The organism is Dactylosporangium maewongense, from assembly GCF_039531485.1.
Taxonomy (GTDB): domain Bacteria; phylum Actinomycetota; class Actinomycetes; order Mycobacteriales; family Micromonosporaceae; genus Dactylosporangium; species Dactylosporangium maewongense.
Window position 1 is genome coordinate 198,102 of sequence record NZ_BAAAQD010000013.1, and the last position, 20,213, is coordinate 218,314.

A 20,213-nucleotide genomic window follows, 5' to 3' on the forward strand; every position below is an offset into this window, starting at 1 on the left:
TTGCCGCCGGGTCTTCGGCACTGTTGAGCGAACCGTTCGGCTTCTACGGTCGATGCATGACGACGCACACCGATCCCCGGCCACGGCTGCTCAGCCGGTCGCTGCTGCTGGTGTCCACCGTTGACCTGCTCGGCCTGACCGCCTTCTACGCGCTGCTGCCGGTCGTCCCCGCGGCCGTCGCCGCCTCCGGTGCCGGCGGGGCCGCCGCCGGGCTGACCACCGGCGTGCTCATGGCCTCCACGGTGGTCGCGGAGCTGGTGCTGCCGCGGTTGGTGGCCCGGTTCGGGTACCGCGCCGTGATCGCCGCCGGGCTGCTGCTGCTGGGCCTGCCGGCGCTCGGCCTCACCGTCACCACCGCCTTCGGGGCGGTCCTCGCCGTGTGCGCGCTGCGCGGCATCGGCGCGGCGACGCTCTTCGTGGCGTGCGGCGCCTGGTCGGCGCAGCTGCTCCCGCCGGACCGCCGCGGTGAGGGGCTCGGCCTGGTCGGTGTCGTCTCCGGGGTGCCGGCCGTGGTCGGTATGCCCGCAGGGCTGTGGCTCGCCGCGCACGCGGGCTTCCCCACCGCGTACGCGACCGGCGCGGTCCTCGCCCTCACCGCCCTGCTCGCGCTGCCGCTGCTGCCCGGCACGGACGGGGTGACCCGCCGCCCGCCCTCGCCATCCGGTACAGACGGCCGCGCCGATGGTGACCGAGCCGGGGCTTCCGCGTCTTCGCAGCCCGACGCGGACAACCGCGCCGCGGACGGGATGATGCGCGCCCTGCGCGAGCCGGTCCTGACCCGCCCGGCCATCGTCTTCGGCGGCGCCTGCACGCTCGCGGGCATCGTCGCGACGTTCCTGCCCGCGGCGCTGCCGCACGCCGGCGCCGGTGTCGTCGCGACGGCCCTGCTGCTGCAGGCGCTCACCGCCACCGTCACCCGCTGGTGGGCGGGCAGGGCCGGCGACCGGCACGGCCCGCGGCGACTCCTGACGCCCGCGATGCTGGCCGCCACCACCGGCTTCGCCGCGCTCGCCGTCGCCGCGCATCCGGTGGCCGTCCTGGCCGCCGCCGTCGTCTTCGGTGCGGGGTTCGGCGCCCTGCAGACCGCGAGTCTTGCCGTGATGCTGGACGCGGCACCGCCCTCGCGGTACGGCGCCGTCACCGCCGTGTGGAGCGTCGCCTACGACGGGGGCCTCGGCGCCGGGGCGGCCGGCTTCGGCCTCCTGGCCACCGCGACCGGCTACCCGGCCGGGTTCGCCGTCACCGCCGTGCTCGCCGCCACGACCCTCCTCGCCCTGCGCCGCCGGACGGTCAGGGAAGGTCGGTGACGGTCCGGCTCCGCGTGTCGGTGCCGGATCAGCGCTCCAGCAACCAGGTGACGATCGCCCGGGTCGCGCCGGCGACGGCGCCGCGGACGGCCGCGAGGGTGAGCTTCTCGCGCCAGGACGGGTTGGGTTCGGTGGACATCGGTGGCTCCCGGTGGTCGGTGGTGTCCCGCGTTGACGGTTCCAAGGAACCGCCCCAGTGCGGGGTTCGGCACCGGGTGCGAAGGAAGCCGAACCCCTCCCCGGGTCGCCGGTCCGGTTGCCCTCGGCGTTCGCGGCCGATGCGGTGGCGTTCTACGGTGGTCCGGGAGTGTTCGGCGGGGTCGCCGAACACCCGGGGAGGGCGCCCAGATGACCGACGACCAGCTTCCCGCCGCCCGCGACGGCGGCGGGCTCGATCTCGCGTCGGTGCAGTCCCTCGCGGACTTCGCCGAGGCGTGCGGCCGGTTGCGTGCCGGCCGCTCGTACGCCGACCTGCGCAGGGCGGCACGGCCGCGATCCCTGCCGGCCGCGACGGTGAGCGACCTGCTCAACGCCAGGTCGACGCCGACCCGCGACACCGTGGTCACCTTCCTGCTCGCGTGCGGCCTGCACGACGACGCGGCGCGGCGGCCGTGGCTGGCCGTGTGGGAACGGGTGGCCACGGCCGGTCAGCCGCAGCCGGCCGGCGCGGTCCGGGTCCGGCTGGCCCGGCCGCGGCTGCTCGGCGTCCACGCCGCGATCCAGATGTCCGGCACCGTCCGGGAGCTGCCGCCGTACGTGCCGCGGGACGTCGACGCCGACCTGCGGTCCGCGCTTGCCGAGGCCGCCGCGGAGGGCGGATTCGTGCTGCTCCTCGGTGGTTCGTCGGTCGGCAAGACCCGGACCCTGCACGAGGCGGCCCTCGCCACCCTGCCCGAGTGGTGGCTGCTGCACCCGGCCGACACCGCCGCGATCGCCGGCCACGCCCAGGCGCCGACGCCGCGGACGGTGCTGTGGCTGGACGAGCTGCAGCGCTACCTCAACCGTCCCGCCGCGCTGCCGGCCGGCACCCTGCGGCAGCTCGTCACCGCCGGCACCGTCGTGGTCGCGACGCTGTGGCCGGAGGAGTACACGGTGCGCACCGCCCGGACCTGCACCGACCAGCAGGACCTGTACGCCAACGACCGCGAGCTGCTCGGCCTGGCCCGGCTGATCCAGGTGCCCGAGACGTTCAGCCGGGCCGAACGCCGCCACGGCGAGGCGCTCGCCGGCACCGACCCGCGCATCCGGATCGCCCTCGACACCACCGACGCCGGCTTCACCCAGGTCCTCGCCGCCGGCCCGGCCCTCATCCACCGCTGGGAGCACGCCCCCGCCGCCGACTGCTACGGCAGGGCCGTCATCACCGCCGCGCTCGACGCCCGCCGCGTCGGCGCCCAGCAACCCGCGACCCGCGCCTACCTCGAGGCCGCCGCGCCCGCCTACCTCACCGCGGCCCAGCAGGCGACCGCCCCCGCCGACTGGCTCGACCGCGCCCTGGCGTACGCCACCGGCACCGTCCACGGCGCCGCCGCCTGCCTCACGCCCGTGCCGGCCGGCATGGGGGCGGTCGCCGGCTACCTGCCCGCCGACTACCTCCACCAGCACGCCCAGCGCACCCGCCGCACCGCCGCGCTGCCCGACCTCGTGTGGAACGCGCTCCTCACCCACCGCGACCCGCGCGACAGCCTCGGCCTCGCCGGCAACGCCGGGCGCCGGGGCCGGCCGGAGCACGCCATCACCTTCTACCGCGGCGCGCTGGCCACCGACGGCCTGCTCGCCGCCGTACCCCTGGCCGCCACGCTGATCCAGCACGGCGCCGGCACCGGCGCCGACGAAGGTCTGCAGATCCTGCGGGACCACGCCGCCGGCAACACGATCGTCGCCCACTTCCTGACCGACATGCTGGTCCACTGCGGTCGCGTCGACGAGGCCGTGCAGGTGCTGCGCGAGCTCGCCGACGGCGGCGACCGGTACGGGGTCCGCCGCCTGACCGCCCTGCTGGCCGAGTACAGCCGCCTCGACGAGGCGCTGCAGGTGCTGCGCGAATACTCCGCCGGGGACCCGTACGCCTACCAACAGCTCGCCGAGCTGCTGACCGAGCACGGCTGCCATGCCCAGGCGGCACGGGTCCTCTCCGAACCCGGCGCGATCCGCTCCTTCTCTGAGATGATCGACATGGCCGCCGAGTTCCGCCGCGCCGTCGATGTACCGTTCGAGCTGCCGCCCGGCATCGCCGAAGCCGCGCACGCCCACCAACTGGCCGCCGACCTTGCCGGGCAGGGCCACATCGAGGAGGCGCTGCAACTGCTCCGCGACCGCGCCGCCGCCGGCGACGAGGAGGCCGTCCGCCGCCTCGTCAGCATGCTGACGGAGCACGACCGGGTCGACGAGGCGCTGCAGGTGCTCCGCGACCGCGCCGCCACCAACACGTCCGACGCCCGCTGGCTGGCCGGCATGCTGAAGTCGCGCGGCCGCGTCGAGGAGGCGATGCAGGTCCTCCGCGACCGCGCCGCCGGCGGCGACGTGCACTGCCTCCAGCAGCTCGCCACCATGCTGGAGGAGCACGACCGGGTCGACGAGGCTCTGCAGGCCCTGCGCGAACACGCCGCCGACGCGTCCGTCGGCTACCGGCTGACCGGCATGCTGGTCCGGTACGGCCGGGCCGACGAGCTGCTGGACGAGGTCGCGGCCGGCACGACAGGCGCCGTCGAGGCCCTCCCGAGACTGCGACGGACGGACAAGCCGACCGCACACTGACAGCGCACGGATCGCGGCCAGATCCGGACGCCCGGCGATCGTGGGTGGCCGGGGATCATGGGTGACCGGATTTCGTTCGTCACTGCCGAGCGAGTTTGCGACGATGCGTCCGTGACCGTACCCGGTTCCATCGAACTGATCCGCGCGCCCCAGCTGACCGACCAGGCTCCGTACGCCTACGCCGCGGTGGCCTCCGACGTCCGGCGGCTGGTGTTCACCGCCGGCGCCTGCCCGCTCGACGAGGCCGGCGCGACCGTCGCCGTCGGCGACGTGGCCGGGCAGGCCGAACAGGTGATGGCGAACCTTCGCACAGCGTTGGCGGCCGCCGGCGCCACCCTCACCGATGTGGTCAAGACGACCGTCTACGTCGCCACCCATGACCGCACCGACCTCGTCACGGCATGGAACGTGGTCCGCCGGCACTTCGCCGACCACGACGCGCCCAGCACCCTGCTCGGAGTTGCGGTCCTCGGCTACCCCGACCAACTCGTCGAAGTAGAAGCCGTCGCAGCGCTCCGCTGACCGAGAGCCAGTTACCGTCGGCAACGCCCTTCGGCCCACCGCCGAACGCCTCTCAGCGGCTGACTCGAAAATCTTCAGTGAGTGGGCAGGCGGCAGCACCGGGGCGGAGCCCCGGTGGTTTGTGGTGGGTGGTTGGGGACGTTGGAAGCGGTGGTGGGTTACGCGGCGGCTGGTTCGTCCCTGGCGGTGAGGGTGACCTTCTGTCCGGTGGCGCGTTCGAGCTGGATGATCAGGTTGTGTTGGTGGCGTTGGTGGTAGCGGGTGTCGTGGAAGTCGGCGCCGAGGTCGTGGTAGAGGGCATTGGGGTCGTTGAGCAGGTGCCAGACGACGGTGAGGACCGAGTTGCCGGTGGCGACGATGGCGCGGAGTTTGCCGCGGCGTCTGGACAGGCGTCGGTAGCGTTCGCCGAGGAAGGTGTCGCTGCGGGCCAGGACGGCGGTGATCTCGCCGAGGGTGCTGGCGAGCCAGGGGTTGCCTTTGCCGGTGGTGGCGGGTTTGTTCTTGCCGGCGGACTGGTTGGCGCGGGGCGCGAACCGGGCCCAGGAAGCCAGGTGCGCGGCGGTCGGGAAGACGGTCATGTCCACGCCGAGTTCGGCGATGAGTTCCTGGGCGCAGGTGACGCCGATGCCGGTGACCTCGTCGAGCTGGTTGACCTGAGCATCGTAGGGGCGGATCGCGGCTTCGATCGCGGTGCTCACCTCGGCGATGTCGGCGGTCATGGCATCGACACGGTCGAGCATCTTGGCGCACAACAGCGCGTGGTGCTCCTGGAAATGACCGGTCAACGCCTCCCGCAGCTGACTGATCTTCGAACGCAGCCGGCCGCGGGCCAGTTCCGCCAGAACCTGGGGGTCACGTTGCCCGGCGATCAACGCGGCCAGGATGGCCCGCCCGGAGACCCCGAACATGTCGGAAGCGACCACCGACAGCTTCATCTGCGCGTCCTCCAGGAGCTTCTCCAGCCGCTGCTTCTCCCGGGTCCGGTCCCGGATCAATGAGCGCCGATAGCGGGTGAGGTCCCGTAGCCGGCGGATCGGCTTGGGTGGTACGAAGCTGGGTGCGCACATGCCTCGCTCGAGGACCTTGGCCAGCCAGACCGCGTCGAGCTTGTCGGTCTTGGGCCGGCCGGGCACGTTCTTCACGTGTGTGGCGTTGAGCAACCAGCACTGGAACCCCTCGGCTTCCAGGAGATAGAACACCGGTTTCCAGTAGTCCGAGGTGGCCTCCATCGCCACCCTGGTCACGCCCAGTTCACGGAGCCGGTCGGCCAGGCGCAGCAGCGCACCGGTGGTCGTGGCGTACTCGGCCACCTCCTGCCGACGCCTGCCCGCAGTGCGTTCGTTCGGCACCCGGATACATGCCATCAGACTGGCTTTGCCGATATCCAGCGCGGCGACCCGCTCCACAAGCTGGACAGTTTCGTCGGTTGCTTCCATCCCCTTGCTCCTCGTCATGCACCACGCGGACACCTATCAGGTGGCTGCCCGCGGGGCCGAGGGACAACAAAGAGGCGGACTCGCGTGCTCAAGGCAACAATGCAGGGCCCTGGAACCGGCTCCCAGCGTCAGACTACTTGACGGTCTCATCGAACCAAGCCGCGACGACGTCGGCGGGCAACCACCCCCAATTTTCCACCCCGCCAGGGCGTCCACAAAGGACACAAATGACTACTTGACACAGAGGGGTGCCATGAGCGGATGTCGGACCGAAGGGGATTTTGTCGGTGACGTCAGGTCTCGCCTGTCGGAAAGTTTCGAGCCCACCTCACGTCGGCCGGTCCTTGTGTTCGCGAGTTCCGGACCCACCGCTGTGGCTGCACACTGGAGACGTGATCAGACTGCGGTTGTACAAGGCTCGCGAACGGCAGCGTGTCATCGATCCGGCCGAGCTCGAGGCGGCCTACGCAGCGGTTGATCCAGAGACCAAGCCGGTCTTCGAGCACGACAGAGTGATGGTGTGGGTCAGTGATCGCGACCATTGCAGGGTTGAGCGGCGCGTCCGCTGCCGGGATCTTCACCTGGTTGAGTCCGGCACGGACGTTCTGCCCCGTACTCGTGGCCTGGAGGTATTACGCACGCCCGGTGCGGACTATCGCTGGGTGCACTCGCTGGATTGGCGGTGGGGCGCTGGTGAATACCTCGACCGTGACCGTGTCGACGCGATCGTCGATCGGGCGCTCGACATGGAACCGTGGGCGGGGTCGCCGGAGTGCCCGGTCGGCCTGGTGCACCTGTCCTACCTGATGTGGTTCCACAACGGCGCGATGGCCAACGGCGCCGCCTGGCCGCTGGACTACTGCACCGCCGAGCAGATCGCCGCGTTCATCGCGGCCGCCACCTACTTCGAGCTCGACGCGGTCGCCGACCTGATGAGCCGCCTCGAACCAGATGACGCGCTCAGCCACGAGTACTGGGATCTCAGTGGTCCGTTCGGCGAGGACGCGTCGCTGATCCGCGACGCGCTGCGTTGCAAGCTCGTCGAATCGCCGGGCGACTGGGTTTAGCCGATCCCGATCCCGCGTCACTTCAGCGGGCGGTGCCATTCACCCGACGCAGTCGACTCTCACGACGTACCACGAAGACCCGGTCGCGGGCTTCTGGAGTTCAGTCCTCAGGACCGCCGGGGCCGAACGCCTCCTCGAGCATCTCCGCACACTCGGCGTCGGTCGCGCCGCGCCACACGCCGGTCACCGGGTCCTGTACCAGCCACGGCTGGTACAGCGTGCCCTCCGCCCACTTCAAGAACCAGTCAACGACCGTCATGTGCTGCGGGAACGTGGATGACACACCGTCCGGGGCCGGGTTCGGGTCGCAGCCCCAGACCTGGCCGTCGGCGAGGTCCAGTTCGCTGCTGATCCCGCAGCCCCAGTCACACAGGATCAGGACACCGCCCTTGAGCCCGCTCAGCGCGTCGATGCTGCCTGCCCGGTGCCCGTCTCGGAGGCCGAGCAGGCCGTAACCAGGGCCGAACCCGCCGTTGCCCACTTCCAGGTAGAGCCGGCGCAGCAGCGACGGCAGCGGCCGTCCGGCCAGTTCCTCCGCCTCCGCGACCACGGCAGGCGATGCCGGCCGCAGCGGCGCCGGCTTGCCGGCGGACATCCCGTCGATGTACCCACCGGCGGCGATCCGCCGGACCACCGCCTCGAAGGCCAGCTCTTCCCGCGACGACATGCCACGCAGCGTAGCCGCCAGTGATTCCTGCCCGCGGGCGGCGGAGCGCCACGTGTGACAGATAGACGGGCCGTATGCTCCGAACTCAATTGGACTGCACTGCACCCACGACGGTGTCCTCGGCGTCTACGCCGGATGGCCGATCAACTACGCCCCACAGCGCACCTGTTCGATCAGGTCTGAGCAATCGTCGCCCGCACGGCGTCCCCGGTTGCGTTCACGGCGATGCCCGGCCTTCCGGGCGATCAGCGCGATATGCCACGTACTCGCGGATCCTGGCGGTCGCCGCATCGATCTCGGCGATGACATTCGTGTCGGTTGTCGCGGCGCGGGCGGTGTCGAGCAGGCGCAGAGGTGCGTAGCTGGCCATCCACGCCTCGATGCATCGGGACTCATCGGGCACCGGCACCACATAACCCGCGACGAACGACGCCAAGTGCCGCGCGGCGGCCAGAGAGGGCCCGGCGGACCAGATTTCGAGGTACGGCTGCGGATCCTCGCCGAGCCCACTCAGCGCCACGACCATGTCCTCCGCGGCCATCGCGGTGGGCCAGGCCGCCAAGAAGTCTTGCCACAGCGCGAACCGGAAGGACTCGACGACAGCCCGATCTTCCGCCGGCCAGCCGGCTACGGCCATCTTCAGGCGGCCGAACGTCGTGTCCAGCAGTGTGGGGTCATCGAACGCGCCGAGCGCGAACAGCTCCAGGATCCGCGGCGCGAAATGCAGCCAGTCGCGATCGTCGCCCCACGTCCCGCCAGCCTTCCACGCAATCCGGCGCAGCTGCTCGGCCGTCAGCTTCCCCCCAGCGGGACCTCGCACAGCACGCGGACTTCGTCCTCGTCCACACAGTGCCGGCAGTACGATATGTCCGGGTTCAACGGGTACCGGGCACAGATCCGGTACAGCGTGGTCAGTACCTGACGCAAATCCGGCTGCATGCGCTACCCCGTCCCACCTTGCGCCCTGACTCATTCAACAAAGGATCGACCGGTTCAGCGCCTGCAGCGCCGCACGGGCGGACGCCGGTTGCCGGTCCATTCTCACAGCGCTACGCCAGCTGGTACGTGAAGCGGTCGGTCCAGCCGTACGCAACGTCCTCGGCTGCGGCCGCCCGCAGGACGTCTTCAATTCGCTTGAACGCCCGTGATCCCATTGCGGCACGACTCGCGCGGGCGGCGTTCCAGACGAGGCGCACCGGCCGCTGAACGTCCTTGCTCAGCCGGTCCCACAACGCGTCCAGGTTGGCTCCGTAGTACGGGCCGAAATTCAGTAGCGCTGCCGCTTGCCGGTGGAAGTCGGCCTCGCTGTGGATCCGATTCCCGTCGAGTTCCACGCGCACCACCCGACAGTAGTGCACCATCTTGAGGACGGTCGCGCGAGAGCTGCGGCAGACGTGCGCTTGTGGCTGAGGCACCTAACTTCGCCAGAACCGGGCGACCTCCGAGGGCATGTGCGTTTTCATCGTTACGGTGGCGATCGCGGCGTGAACCATGCTTGATTCTCTCCGACGCCCGTACCCCCGGCAGACGCCGAGCCATTACTACAGAGCGTAACGATCCGGATGTCGGTACCGATGCTCATAGGACGGCGGCGATGCGGGACAGAGCGGTCGCACAGGCGTCCCGCCATAGATCGTCCATGTGGCCGTCGATGTGGTCGGGCCTCCGCGATGCGGTGAGTGCGTCCTGGAGCATGGGTACGGCGACCGCGGCGGGCGCGCCGATCAGGCCCAAGCACCGCACGGCTTCCACGCCTCGTGCGCTGGGCTGGGCGAGCTGTAGCAATGCCGGGACGGTGCTGGCGGCGTCGCCGGTGACGTGCCAGTACGCTTCGGCGGCCCGCACGGCGGTATCGGCTCGGCCGTTGGTGAAGGTGGGCGGCAGTGCCGGGATCGGGCCGGTGAACAGCGGACGCAGGAGCGGGGCGAGCTCGGACGCCGCTGGGCCGGCCAGGGCCAGCACGGCGACGGCCTGTTTGCAGCCGCGGGCGGTGCTGGCGAGCTCGCCGCGAGCCGCGTCGAGCGGGCCGTCCGGCGGGCCGCCGACCTGCAGGATGGCGGCGGCTGCGGCGAGACGGACCTGGCAATCCTCGTGCTCCAGCAACGCGGTGAGGTCCGGCAGCGCTGCGGCGGCGGCTGGTCCGATTCCGCCCAGCGCCTCGGCGGAAACCAGGGGGCGCTCACGCAGCTGAGCGTGTACGAGCGGCACTAGCTCGTCGGCTTCGGCCTGCATGCGCACCGCAGCGCGGATCAGCCGGTCCCGGTCCTCGCCATGAGGCTGACGCCGGACCGCGTCGGCAACCGCGGTGCGGCAGGCCGTCGCCCACGGGCCGAGGCGGGCGATTACGCACGCAATGACGTACCGGTCGATCCAGCGGCGGTACAAAGCGAGGTCGTCGGGGCAGTCGCCGGCGGCCGGGCGCAGGCCCGCGTGGAACTCCGCGTCCGCGCGCTCCTGACCGACCGACGCCGGCCGTCGCTCGGTGCCGGCCGACTGTATGTCCACGAGCGCGGCGAGGATGGTGTCGTCGTCCGCAAGCTCTTCGACGTCGTCCGTCATCATCCGGGCCAACAGTGTGTCGGCCCGCGGATCCTCGAGCCGGGCGAGCGTCGACAGTGCCGGCCGGCACGACGGGTCCCGCTCCAGCAGGGCCCACAGTGCGTCGGCCGCCGCGGCTGCGACCCGCCCGGCGTCCTCGAGGCGCATCGCGGACCAGTAGCGCACGGTCGCGTCCGGATCACGCAAGGCGCCGGCGAGGACCGGCACGAGCGCGGCCGCGGCGGGTCGCCAGGCCCTCAGCGGCACGCTCGCCGCATAGGCCGCCGCGGCCCGCACTTCCGCGTCGGGGTGTCCCAGCCACCCGGCGAGCAGCCGAACCTGCACCGGCCAGTCCAGGCCGGCGCCGCCGATGATCCAGGCGAGCGGTTCATCGATGGGCCAGGGCAGCCGTGCCACGTCACCGAGAGCAGCCGGCGCGTCCCGCTCCAGGACGTTCGTAGCTCGGGCAGCCATCGCGGCCACGACTCGGGGCAGCGGCGCGGGATCAACCAGATACGCGGGGTCCTGTACACCCCGCCACGCCAGGGCGAGCACGGCCGCGGCCCGTACGAACGTACTGGGGTCGGCCACGGCGGTCCTTCGCAGGCCCGCCGTGGAGTCCTCGGTCGCGCCGACGGCGGTCAGCATCGACACGACGGCGGTCCGCACGTCCTCGTCCGCCGCCGTGGCCAGCAGCCGCAGGTAGACCGGCATCCCGGCCGCCACCGCTTCCCGCGCCGCCGCGGCCCACACCAGCTCCTGCTCCTCCTGGGCGTGCAACTCGCCGGCGTCCTGGCCGAACTCCTCCTCCAGCAGCGCACCGTGCACCGCCATGAACGAGGTGCCGCCCGCGATCGAGGCGAGCAGCCCCAACACCCCGCGCACGTCGGCGGCGGGTGCGTCAAGAATCTCAACTAGGAAGGGCACGGCAAAACGCGTCGCCTCATACAGCGTGCCCTGATGGATGACATTGCCGAACAGCTCCCAGAGCGCCTCCGAACTACCGTCAGCCAGGCCCCGCAGCAGCTCGGGCACATCGTCGGCGACACCATACGCATGGGTCAGCTCCGCCCACGCCACCCCGTCGAGATCCTTCAGCACGGGCCGGACGCTACACGTGCGGTACGACAGAAATCCGCGGTCGATACACGTTGGCGCTGCACACCGACCAGCGGCGGATCTGGATGCACCGCCAGACACCGGCACGGCTTCAGTTGATGCGGCGCGGCATGTACCCGAGTACGAGATGATCCATCGCCTGCGGCATGCGGCCGAACGTGGCGAGTTCGTCGACGACCACGTAGACCTCCTCGTGCTCATCCATGCCCAGCCAGGCGCAAGCGCAGGTGTTCCCGGCCAGCTCGCCGACCGGGGCGATGCTGCGTCCGATGTGCTCGCCCCACGCGATTTCTTGTATGTCAAGGATTGGGTTGGAGGTTGGCCCAGGCGGTGGCTTCGTCGTAGGTGGTGCCGGTTTTGAGGCAGCCGTGGAGGATGCCGACGAGGCGGTTGCTGAGTTGGCGGAGGGCGGCTTGGTGGCCGGTGCCGCGCTGGCGGAGGGCTTGGTAGTAGGCGCGGGCGCCGGGTGAGCCGCGCATGGCGCAGAAGGCCCATTGGTGCACGGCGTCGCCGAGGCGCCGGTTGCGGGCGTAGCGGGCGAGTACGACGCGGCGGCTGCCGGAGGCGCGGGTGATCGGTGAGGTGCTGGCGTAGTTGCGGCGGGCCTTGCTGTCGGTGTAGCGGTGGGGGTCGTCGCCGAACTCGCCGAGGACCCGGGCGCCGAGTACTGGTCCGAGTCCGGGCAGGCTCAGGTAGCGTTCAGCGTCCCGGTGCCGGCCAAGATGGTCGGCCACCACTTGCCCGAGTTCGGCGATCTCGATGTTGAGAATGTTGATGAGCTGGACCTGGCTGGACACGATCGCCGCGTAGGCGTGCTGGACCGGCCCGGGTTGGCGGAGCTGGTCCCGGCGCAGCGTCTGCTGGATCATGTCGGCCTTGGCGTCGAGGTTGCGGCGGCCGGCGCGGCGTAGCGCGGCGGCAATGGTCAGCCGCGGGAGCTGGGCGGCCCGGTCCGGGTCGGGTGCGCGGTCCAGCAGTTCGAGCGCGTCGCTGGCGGTGAGGTCGTCGAAGGCTTGCAGGGCGGCGGGGAAGAACTCCCGCAGCGCGGCGCGCAGCCGCAGCACCTGGCGGGTGCGGTCCCAGATCAGGTTCTGGTGGACGCGGGCGACGAGCTTGACCGCCTCGGCGGCTGTCCCCGGCGACCGCCCGGTGGTGGGCGTGGTCCAGGCGGACGATCTCGGCCAGGACGTGCGCGCCGCCGGCGTCGGACTTGGCGCCGGAGGTGGAGTGTCGTTCCCGGTACCGGGCCACCGACATCGGATTGATCGCGTAGACGCGGTACCCGGCGCCGCGCAGCGCCTGCACCCAGGCGCCGCGGTCGCTCTCGATCCCGACCCGGATCCGGCCGGCGGCCTGCGCCGGGTCGAGCTGTGCCCACGATGCCGGCATCGACTCGGCGATCAGCGCGTGCAACCGGGTGATGCCCTCCAGGCCCTCGGGCAGCCGTGCCCGGGCCAGGCGCCGGCCGCCGTCACCCTGGATCTCGATGTCGTGGTGGTCCTCGGCCCAGTCGTCACCGATCCAGATCAGCTCTTCCAAGTCGTCCTCCTCCACTGTGGACACCACGGTCGAAGCGCGGAGGAGACAGCAGCGATCTCATAGTCCAGTGCTCACCAGCCATCGGGCCGGGGCACGTCATCCCATCAGCTGTTACATCTCCTCACGACCAGCGGGCGTACGGTCTGCCGCAAGACCTCACCAGGGTCAGATCCGAAGAGTGCTGACCCGCCGGCCGCTCCAGAGTCATCCTGCATCCGCAGGCTGACAAGAACCTATGAGATCCGGATGGTGGCCAGCGAACTCGGTTGCCGCTCTGTCGATGCCTGTGACACGGTGCAGATCCCCGACCCCCGCTCCGAGGCCCAGATGACGATCTACTTCTACGGTGCCGACGAGGTTCCGTACGGCTGCTTCTCCAACTTCTCCGGCCACGGCTTTGACCTCGACGGCCACTGGCGGACGACCTCCGAGCACTATTTCCAGGCCCAGAAGTTCCCCGGTACCCGCCACGCCGAACTCATCCGGCGGACGGCGACCCCGTTGCGGGCCGCCGAGCTGGGCCGCGACCGGTATCGGCCGCTGCGCCGCGACTGGGAACGGGTCAAAAACGACGTGATGCGGCGGGCCGTGACGGCCAAGTTCACCGCCCACGCCGACATCCGCGCCATCCTGTTGGACACCGGCGACGAGGAGATCGTCGAGGACACCAGCACTGACCACTACTGGGGACGCGGCCGCAGTGGCACCGGCAAGAACATGCTCGGACGGATCTTGATGCGCACCCGCACCCAGCTACGCGCCGACCTCACCCAGAACGCCAACACCCAGGGCCGCCGACAGCGGCGATAGCACTGAGCACAACCATCGCGAACGCGCTGTCCGCGGCATGAGCGGAAGTTTCAATGGTCCCGTGACGGCGCCGCACCGAGCACGTCGCATGATGTGAAGGTGTCGACAGGCGAGTACGACGGCTACGAGCGGATCGGTCTGCGGGAACACCTGACTCGCCTGCTTGCCGAGTACGACCTCGATGAAGAGGATCTCGGCGGCAGCGGTCGCATGCGCACACTGCCGCCAGGTGTCGCCCACGCCGGCGAGATCGAATATCTCGTGCATCGGTCGGTCCTTCGCCCGCACGGCGCGTTCCCCTGCGCCGGTGACGATGAAGCTCGCGAATTCTGTGAGGACGTAGCCGACGAGATGGTGCGAGCCTTCGGCATTTCCCGGGCTGAGGCGGTAGCGCGTATCAATCGGCAGTGGTCTGAGCCGGGGAGTCCGGACGGTGATGTTCCTCGTGTATGGATCGTCGGCAACAGCCTGATCTACCACGACGAACCCGCCGATTGGGCTACGGGGATCTATTACGGATTCACTGGCCGCTGGTGGGACTCGGGTGGTGATCGGCAGCCTTTACCACCGCCGGGCTCATGATCCGCTGGTCTTGAGGTTGATGCCGGGAACATCCGCTCATCGGCATCCGGACCAGCGCTGGCCGTACGGAGCGTGAGGGTCGTCCTGAGCGCCGCGCACGAAGCGCGGCAGATCCGGAGCCCCGCTGATGCAGGCCACAGGCTCGTCTGTCAGCGTTGTTACGCTCGTGACCGTGCCAGTCTTCGGTTGCCGCGTCTGCCGCGTGGCGATCACCGGCGACCTGACCTTGCGTTAGTGCCCGCTGGTGCGGCCGCCGTCGACCGGCCAGCGTGGCCTGAGGCCGTCAACGATGCCCACGGGCTGGTACGCGATCGACCCCGAGCCATTCGGCGCACCACTCGTGCCCGCTGCCGACCAGGAAACGTACGGGACGGTCGTGCCTTGTCTGAGCGTGAACGTCGATGGCGTTGAAATGACATCAGCCGGCCTTAGTACGGCAGCCGCCGTTTGAGATGTTGCTGGTCGGAGCTGGTGGACGCGGGGCGGCCACCGCGTGATCGTCTGTGCGTTGTGGACACAACTTCAGATCTTGCGGTGGCCGCTGGTCACAGCGTAGACCCGGCTGCTTGGCGGCGGGTTGTTGGCGGGGTGCTCGACTCGTTCGCGGCACGGTTCGGGCGGGTCGAGCCGCGCAGGACGGCGGCGGCGTTCGCGACTGGGCTGCTGTCCGACGTGGAGGTCAAGACGTGCTGGCAGTTGGTTGAGCAGGCCGGTCATGCCCGGCCGGATGCGATGCAGCGGTTGTTGTATCGGGCGGTGTGGGACGCCGACGCGGTCCGCGACGACCTGCGTGCGCTGATCGTGCAGCGGCTCGGCGATCCGGACGCGGTCCTGGTCGTGGATGAGACCGGGGACCTGAAGAAGGGCACCCATACGGTCGGTGTGCAGCGGCAGTACACCGGCACCGCGGGCCGCATTGAGAACGCGCAGGTCGGTGTGTTCCTTGCCTACGCTTCCCGGCACGGGCACACCCTTGGCTGACCGGCGGGTTTACCTGCCGGCGTCGTGGACCGGAGACCCGGACCGCTGCCGCGACGCCGGCGTGCCCGACGACGTCGGGTTCGCGTCCCACTCGGAACTCGCCGCCGAACCGCGAAGGCGCCGAAGCCTCGGACATCGATCGATCGATCAGATGTCCGAGGCTTCGTGCGATGCAATTCCGTCTTGTTGAACGATCAGTTCACCAAGAATGAGATATTTGCTCGGGCATTCAGTTGCGCACCTGGTAGCCGTAATAGCTCGCTAGGTAGGGAGTGCCCCAGAAGTTGGAACCGCAGTCCGTGTAACTGGTCTGGCCCGGGTTCTTCCACGAGCCGTAAACTTGCTTTCCGCCGTCCTTCAAGCACCACAGCGAGGCTCGGTGCTGTCCAGTGCCGCTACTGCAGCCACCGGACGTCCCGACGAGATTGCTGCCCCAGTAGACGGGCCCATAGCTGCAGTTCGTCGGCGCCGCAGCCGCTGGGCTACTGGCGACCGCGGTCGCGGCCATTGCCACGACCATCACAACCATCACTCGCAGAGATTGCCGGCTGGCCCTCGAAGGCATTCGATTTGAACGAAGCCGATTGAACACATTTCCCCCAATGCGTCAGGCCCTTCAGTTGAAGCCACTCTATGCGAGGCTGGGATGTCGTGCAACAAGCAGCGGGCCTACGCCGACCTCGATCTGTCAGAAGGTTTTGATCCCTCGACGTCGCGCTGACATGCGGGATGTGCCGCAACGGCGGCGACCAATCCGTTGTTCCGTGGGTGTTCGGCGGGTGCTCCGTCGCCCATGGACTCGATAACACCGATCGCGTTCACGCGGAACGTACCGGCGCCAAGCAATCAGCAGAGTCGGACGAAACGCAACATCGGCGTCCTAAACGACGCGGGCGAGCCGCCTAGTACGGCAGCCGCCGTTTGGGATCATGGTTGAAGCTCGAGGCTGAGTCGTCGTGCGTAATGGGCGCGTCGAGCTCGGGCTTGGTGCCGACGTCGCCATTGTGACCAGCGCAGCCGGTGGGCTCGGTCGCGGATCGGCTGGATGACCAACGTGTTGAGCAGGCGGCGGATCTCGTTGACGGTGAGGTCGATCAGATCGGCGGCGGCTGGTGCGTGGGTGGCGGCGTCGGCGGCGCAGATCGTCAGGACGGCGAGTGCGGCCATGGCCAGGGTGGTGAACCGGTGCCAGGAGTTCCAGCGACGGACCTGGTGCTGGTCCAGCCCGACCTGGCTCTTGCCGGCCTGGAAGGACTCGTCGACGCTCCAGCGGCCACCGCAAGATCTGAAGTTGTGTCCACAACGCACAGACGATCACGCGGTGGCCGCCCCGCGTCCACCAGCCCCGACCAGCAACATCTCAAACGGCGGCTGCCGTACTAGGGACACGATCGTCATTCACCCGAGAGATGCGCCATCACTGCTGCGGCATCCGGACCCGGATCGCCACGACGGCGGCTGCTGCGGAAGCCCAGGCACCCGAGGCAAGCGTGGCGTGGCTCAGGTAGTCGGCGCGCGTGCTCGGCGGCAGATCCGAACGCGTGGTCAGGGCGCTTGTCGGCGCCAGCGGTCGCTCTGCGCTCACCACCGTCCACGCCGGCTGCTCGCCGGTACCGGCGCGGAGGAGGACCACGCGAACGTGCCGCGCGCCGTACCCTGCCGTCATGACACCCAGGGTGGTCGCACAGTTCCTCGCGGCAGCGGTGGTGGTGGCCGGTCTGACCGCCTGCACCACCGGCGCGGTGCACCCGGCTGTGCCACTGACTGAGGCCTCGCCCGGCTCCAACGACGTGCTGGTCGGCGCTTGGAGCTCGACCACGGACGGCGCCGCACACATCGAAGGTACGTTCCCCGTCACCCCGCCGCCCGAGATCCCGAGGCCCGATGGGTGGATGTTCTTCTTTCGGGCGCGATGCGCCGGCGACGGCACCGTGTTGTTCCGCGTGAGCGGAACGACTGACTTCACCCAGACACACGAAAGCAAGTGCATCGGCAAGTGGGCCGCTACAGAAACGTTGTACCCGCGTCTCAACGATACGGACCCTAATCTCCTCGGACCCTTCACCATCGCCATCGACCGGTCGCCGGGCGTCACCTTCTGGGACGTCGAGGCCTACGCGAAACGGATCAGCAACCGCTACCCGAAGCCCAGCGCGTCACCGACATAGCGGCGCGACGCCTCCGGCCCGGCACCCGCGGCCAGGCACGTTCGATTTGGTCCATGACCGGCTCGTTACCAGGGCAGCGCGATACCCACACGATGGACGAACGAGGCATCTCAGCCCGGCCAAGGTCACGTGCGCGCTCATCGGCAGATCAGAGCGTGTGATCTTGGATGAACCGGTGTGCGAGAGCTTGAGTCGTCCGCCCCTCGCGGTGTCAGATTGCGCTGGGAGGCAGCGGCGCGGTGAACGCGAACGCGGCGTCGATTGTGGCGGTGAGGGCTGGGCCGTTGGTGGTCTGCCGTTCGGCCCAGGCTGCGAGCGCGGTGGTGAACGCGGTCAGGTCGCGGTGGACACCTTGGAGCAGGTCAGCGAGGTGAGCGCGGGTGAGGGTGATGTGCGGGCCGGACAGGATCGGGGCGTGGTTCTCTGGTGGTCCGGTGTCCTGCCATACGGTGATCCGGTCGCCGATCGACATTGTGGGTGTCGGGTCGTGGCCGAGCCATGGTGGTTCGTTGTCGACGAGGGCGCGGGCCCAGTCGAGCCAGTCCTCCAGGCCGCAGCAGCAACCTGGGGTGATCACGGTGGTGGGGTCCGTCAGGATCAGCCCGCCCGGCGCGATCAGGTGTTCCGCTGTGGCCAGCTTGCCGGGCGGGATGTTGTTGTAGCCGGCGACGACTGCGGCGAACAGCCCGATCTCGAGGTCGCCGCAGGTGCCGTCGAGGGTGAGCCAGGCGCCGGGTTCGCGGGTGGCGACGGGCCACGGCACAGGATCCGGTGCCCTGAAGGGGGTCTCCAGGACCGCCCGCAACGTCATGGCCACCCGTCGATTCTGTGTTGCGGCAAGGGCTGCTGTCATCCGTCAGCGGCGGACAGCATGGCCTGACCTTCAATCTTTCGCGCGGGCGACAGCGCGTCGTCCTCCCTGGCGGTCGCTCAAGCGCGGCATGAGCGGATGCCAAGATTGCTCGATTCCCGAGCCGTGCTGACGTGATGTTGCGGGCGCCGGAGCCGATGGCCTCGGACCATGACGCAGATGAGATGTCCGACCGGACGGTACGTCGCTGCGGGACGTTTGACAGGAACGGCGTCGGCGTCTGCGGGGAGTTCAGCTGCGCCAGCGGTACACCATTGCGTTCTCGTCGTTCCGGCAGGCGTCGAGAAGCCGCTCGGCGCGTTCTCGCAATGTCGTGGTGTCGGCGTTCGGGCGATGCCTGGCGGCCCAGATGTCGGCCTCGATCGCGATTGCGGCGCGTTCCCATTCTTGTTCCGGGCCGAAGACTCCGCTGTCCGCTGCCTTGCGGCTGTCGCGGTAGATCCTGCGTCCCAACGCCTGCCGTGCCAGGCCACTGGAACCGACGATTGCGCACCAGGGCGGCTGCTCAAGGTCGATGAAGGTTGGGCTTGGTTCGGCGGCCTCGGGCAGACCGAGCGCCGGCAGCAGTTCGAACGGCAGCTCATGGCCCCAGCCGGAACTGCCGCGATAGTCGTAGGCCGCGATGGCCCGGACCTGCTCCGGGACAGGAGTCAGCCCGGCGCTGCGGGCCCACTGCTCAAGATCGGCGCCGACGGCTTCCCTCGTTCGCGCCGCCGCCTGAGGGCGATGCCGATACGAGCACGGAGCCTCGTCAACGGGCAGATAGAACGACGTGGTCCAACCCTCGGACGTCCGCCCATGGACGCCGATACAGTCACCGGCGTTCACATATGCGGCGAGCACGCCGTCACCGGTGGCGGCGACAAACCGTTCGCCGGCGGCAACGAAGTCCTGTGGGTCCCCGATGGCCCGAGTCTCCAGCAGCTGCCATCCACCGCCGAGCTCGTACAGATGCTCATGCTGATACCCGAAACCGAGCGTCGCCTCCTCGGCGGCGAGGAGACGGTCGGACCGCGCCAGCACGAACGTCCCGAAGAAACCCACTGGCGCACGGTACGCCAAGAACGCAGCAACGACCGCCGCCACGCGCGTGGCATCCGACACGACCAGCAACAAGGCTCTGTGTCCCAGTCACTCGGTGTCGCAACAGACCGCGCGCCGACGAGCGCGGTCAGCGGGAGATGAGGATGTCGGACCGGAGGGGATTTGAACCCCCGGTGGGGCATGGCACGCCAGCGGCCCCACGCGCCTTCAACCGGGACGGGTGTTCCGGTGTCAGCTGTTGCGGTAGTAGTCGTCGAGGTCGGCGGCGAAGCGGCCGGCCTCGTAACCCTCCGCCAGGCTGCTGACGTAGCGGAGCGCCTCGCTGGCCTCGTCGATGCCCAGGGCCACCAGGTACCACCGCGTCGGAAGAACGCCGGCGCCCAGCATGAGCTCCCCGTCGATGGCGCCGGTCGCATCCATGCTGGTCCGGCGGGCCCGGTACACCAACAGGGCATCCTCGACGGCGCCACCGTGCCAGAGTTGCGCGGCGCAGATCCGCATCAGGGACGTGTTGCCCGGCACGCCGCCTCGTCCGGCAGAGAAATCTGACTCATGCCGGGTCTCACGGACGATTGTCGCCCGGGCCGCGGGCAGCATTTCCGCGGCGACGCGCAGGCCATGGGAGGCCAGGTACTCGTCGGCCTCCCGTTCGTACCGGTCGTAGATGTCAGGGTCCGCGTCGTACGTGGGTCGAAGCTCGGCTTCCATGACATCCATCGTCGACCGCCGGTGCCGACACCCGTATCCCCCCGCACCGGCCGAGCGTGAGCGGCTCGACCGTCGCGGCGTCCAAATCGATGACGGC

At 69.8% G+C, this 20,213-nt stretch carries 16 protein-coding genes and 3 pseudogenes; 8 read left to right on the top strand and 11 right to left on the bottom strand.

The annotated features are described in order from the left end of the window. The first annotated feature begins 56 nt into the window (after window positions 1-56). The 3 genes from ABD332_RS31100 (at window position 57) to ABD332_RS31110 (ending at window position 4,586) form a co-directional block, all read left to right on the top strand. A complete protein-coding gene (locus ABD332_RS31100) occupies window positions 57-1,307 on the top strand; it encodes an MFS transporter (protein WP_344505897.1) in 1,251 nt (416 codons plus the stop codon). A gap of 348 nt (window positions 1,308-1,655) precedes the next feature. Next, window positions 1,656-4,064 (top strand): tetratricopeptide repeat protein, encoded by a 2,409-nt coding sequence (locus ABD332_RS31105; protein WP_344505898.1) that lies wholly within the window; start codon window positions 1,656-1,658, stop codon window positions 4,062-4,064. 129 nt (window positions 4,065-4,193) lie between these two features. After that, window positions 4,194-4,586 (top strand): RidA family protein, encoded by a 393-nt coding sequence (locus tag ABD332_RS31110; protein ID WP_425552317.1) that lies wholly within the window; start codon window positions 4,194-4,196, stop codon window positions 4,584-4,586. A gap of 158 nt (window positions 4,587-4,744) precedes the next feature. On the opposite strand, the gene ABD332_RS31115 is transcribed toward ABD332_RS31110, so the two are convergent. Beyond that, window positions 4,745-6,022, bottom strand: a complete 1,278-nt coding sequence (locus ABD332_RS31115) for an IS110 family RNA-guided transposase (protein ID WP_344505899.1) — start codon at window positions 6,020-6,022, stop codon at window positions 4,745-4,747. Between the two features lie 392 nt (window positions 6,023-6,414). Here ABD332_RS31115 and ABD332_RS31120 point away from each other — a divergent pair, with 392 nt between their 5' ends. Beyond that, window positions 6,415-7,089 (top strand): hypothetical protein, encoded by a 675-nt coding sequence (locus ABD332_RS31120; protein WP_344505900.1) that lies wholly within the window; start codon window positions 6,415-6,417, stop codon window positions 7,087-7,089. A 100-nt stretch (window positions 7,090-7,189) separates the two neighbouring features. Here the strand turns inward: ABD332_RS31120 and ABD332_RS31125 are convergent, their stop codons facing one another. The 5 genes and pseudogenes from ABD332_RS31125 to ABD332_RS31150 form a co-directional block, all read right to left on the bottom strand. After that, a complete protein-coding gene (locus tag ABD332_RS31125; RefSeq protein ID WP_344505901.1) occupies window positions 7,190-7,756 on the bottom strand; it encodes a hypothetical protein in 567 nt (188 codons plus the stop codon). Between the two features lie 217 nt (window positions 7,757-7,973). Continuing rightward, window positions 7,974-8,576: a hypothetical protein gene (locus ABD332_RS31130; RefSeq protein WP_344505902.1), complete on the bottom strand. Its 603-nt coding sequence runs from the start codon at window positions 8,574-8,576 to the stop codon at window positions 7,974-7,976. 229 nt (window positions 8,577-8,805) lie between these two features. Further along, a complete protein-coding gene (locus ABD332_RS31135) occupies window positions 8,806-9,096 on the bottom strand; it encodes a barstar family protein (protein ID WP_344505903.1) in 291 nt (96 codons plus the stop codon). A gap of 238 nt (window positions 9,097-9,334) precedes the next feature. Then, window positions 9,335-11,395, bottom strand: coding sequence for a hypothetical protein (locus ABD332_RS31140; RefSeq protein WP_344505904.1), 2,061 nt, complete (start codon window positions 11,393-11,395; stop codon window positions 9,335-9,337). Window positions 11,396-11,712: 317 nt separating this feature from the next. Then, window positions 11,713-12,943: pseudogene (locus ABD332_RS31150) on the bottom strand (IS110 family RNA-guided transposase). 258 nt (window positions 12,944-13,201) lie between these two features. On the opposite strand from ABD332_RS31150, the gene ybiA reads away from it, so the two are divergent. The 3 genes and pseudogenes from ybiA to ABD332_RS31165 all read left to right on the top strand — a co-directional run. Further along, window positions 13,202-13,762: a riboflavin biosynthesis intermediates N-glycosidase gene (gene ybiA, locus ABD332_RS31155; RefSeq protein ID WP_344505905.1), complete on the top strand. Its 561-nt coding sequence runs from the start codon at window positions 13,202-13,204 to the stop codon at window positions 13,760-13,762. Window positions 13,763-13,861: 99 nt separating this feature from the next. After that, window positions 13,862-14,344, top strand: a complete 483-nt coding sequence (locus tag ABD332_RS31160; protein WP_344505906.1) for a hypothetical protein — start codon at window positions 13,862-13,864, stop codon at window positions 14,342-14,344. Window positions 14,345-14,932: 588 nt separating this feature from the next. Continuing rightward, a pseudogene (locus tag ABD332_RS31165) lies at window positions 14,933-15,428 on the top strand (IS701 family transposase); the annotation flags it as partial. An 824-nt stretch (window positions 15,429-16,252) separates the two neighbouring features. Here the strand turns inward: ABD332_RS31165 and ABD332_RS31170 are convergent. Further along, window positions 16,253-16,603, bottom strand: a pseudogene (locus ABD332_RS31170) (IS701 family transposase); the annotation flags it as partial. A 139-nt stretch (window positions 16,604-16,742) separates the two neighbouring features. Beyond that, complete coding sequence (locus ABD332_RS31175) at window positions 16,743-16,991, bottom strand: hypothetical protein (protein WP_344505908.1); 249 nt, start codon at window positions 16,989-16,991, stop codon at window positions 16,743-16,745. Between ABD332_RS31175 and ABD332_RS31180 the strand changes: the two genes are divergently transcribed. Then, entirely contained in the window at window positions 16,990-17,493 is a 504-nt protein-coding gene (locus tag ABD332_RS31180) for a hypothetical protein (RefSeq protein ID WP_344505909.1), read from the top strand. The two genes, ABD332_RS31175 and ABD332_RS31180, sit on opposite strands and share 2 nt — an antisense overlap. Window positions 17,494-17,704: 211 nt before the next feature. Here ABD332_RS31180 and ABD332_RS31185 read toward each other — a convergent pair whose 3' ends face one another. From ABD332_RS31185 to ABD332_RS31195, 3 genes are all read right to left on the bottom strand, one after another. Next, window positions 17,705-18,310 carry a hypothetical protein gene (locus tag ABD332_RS31185; RefSeq protein ID WP_344505910.1) on the bottom strand — a complete coding sequence of 202 codons (606 nt, stop codon included), beginning with the start codon at window positions 18,308-18,310 and terminating at the stop codon, window positions 17,705-17,707. Between the two features lie 285 nt (window positions 18,311-18,595). Then, complete coding sequence (locus ABD332_RS31190; protein WP_344505911.1) at window positions 18,596-19,408, bottom strand: hypothetical protein; 813 nt, start codon at window positions 19,406-19,408, stop codon at window positions 18,596-18,598. 231 nt (window positions 19,409-19,639) lie between these two features. Then, window positions 19,640-20,116, bottom strand: coding sequence for a hypothetical protein (locus tag ABD332_RS31195; RefSeq protein ID WP_344505912.1), 477 nt, complete (start codon window positions 20,114-20,116; stop codon window positions 19,640-19,642). Between the last annotated feature and the right edge of the window lie 97 nt (window positions 20,117-20,213).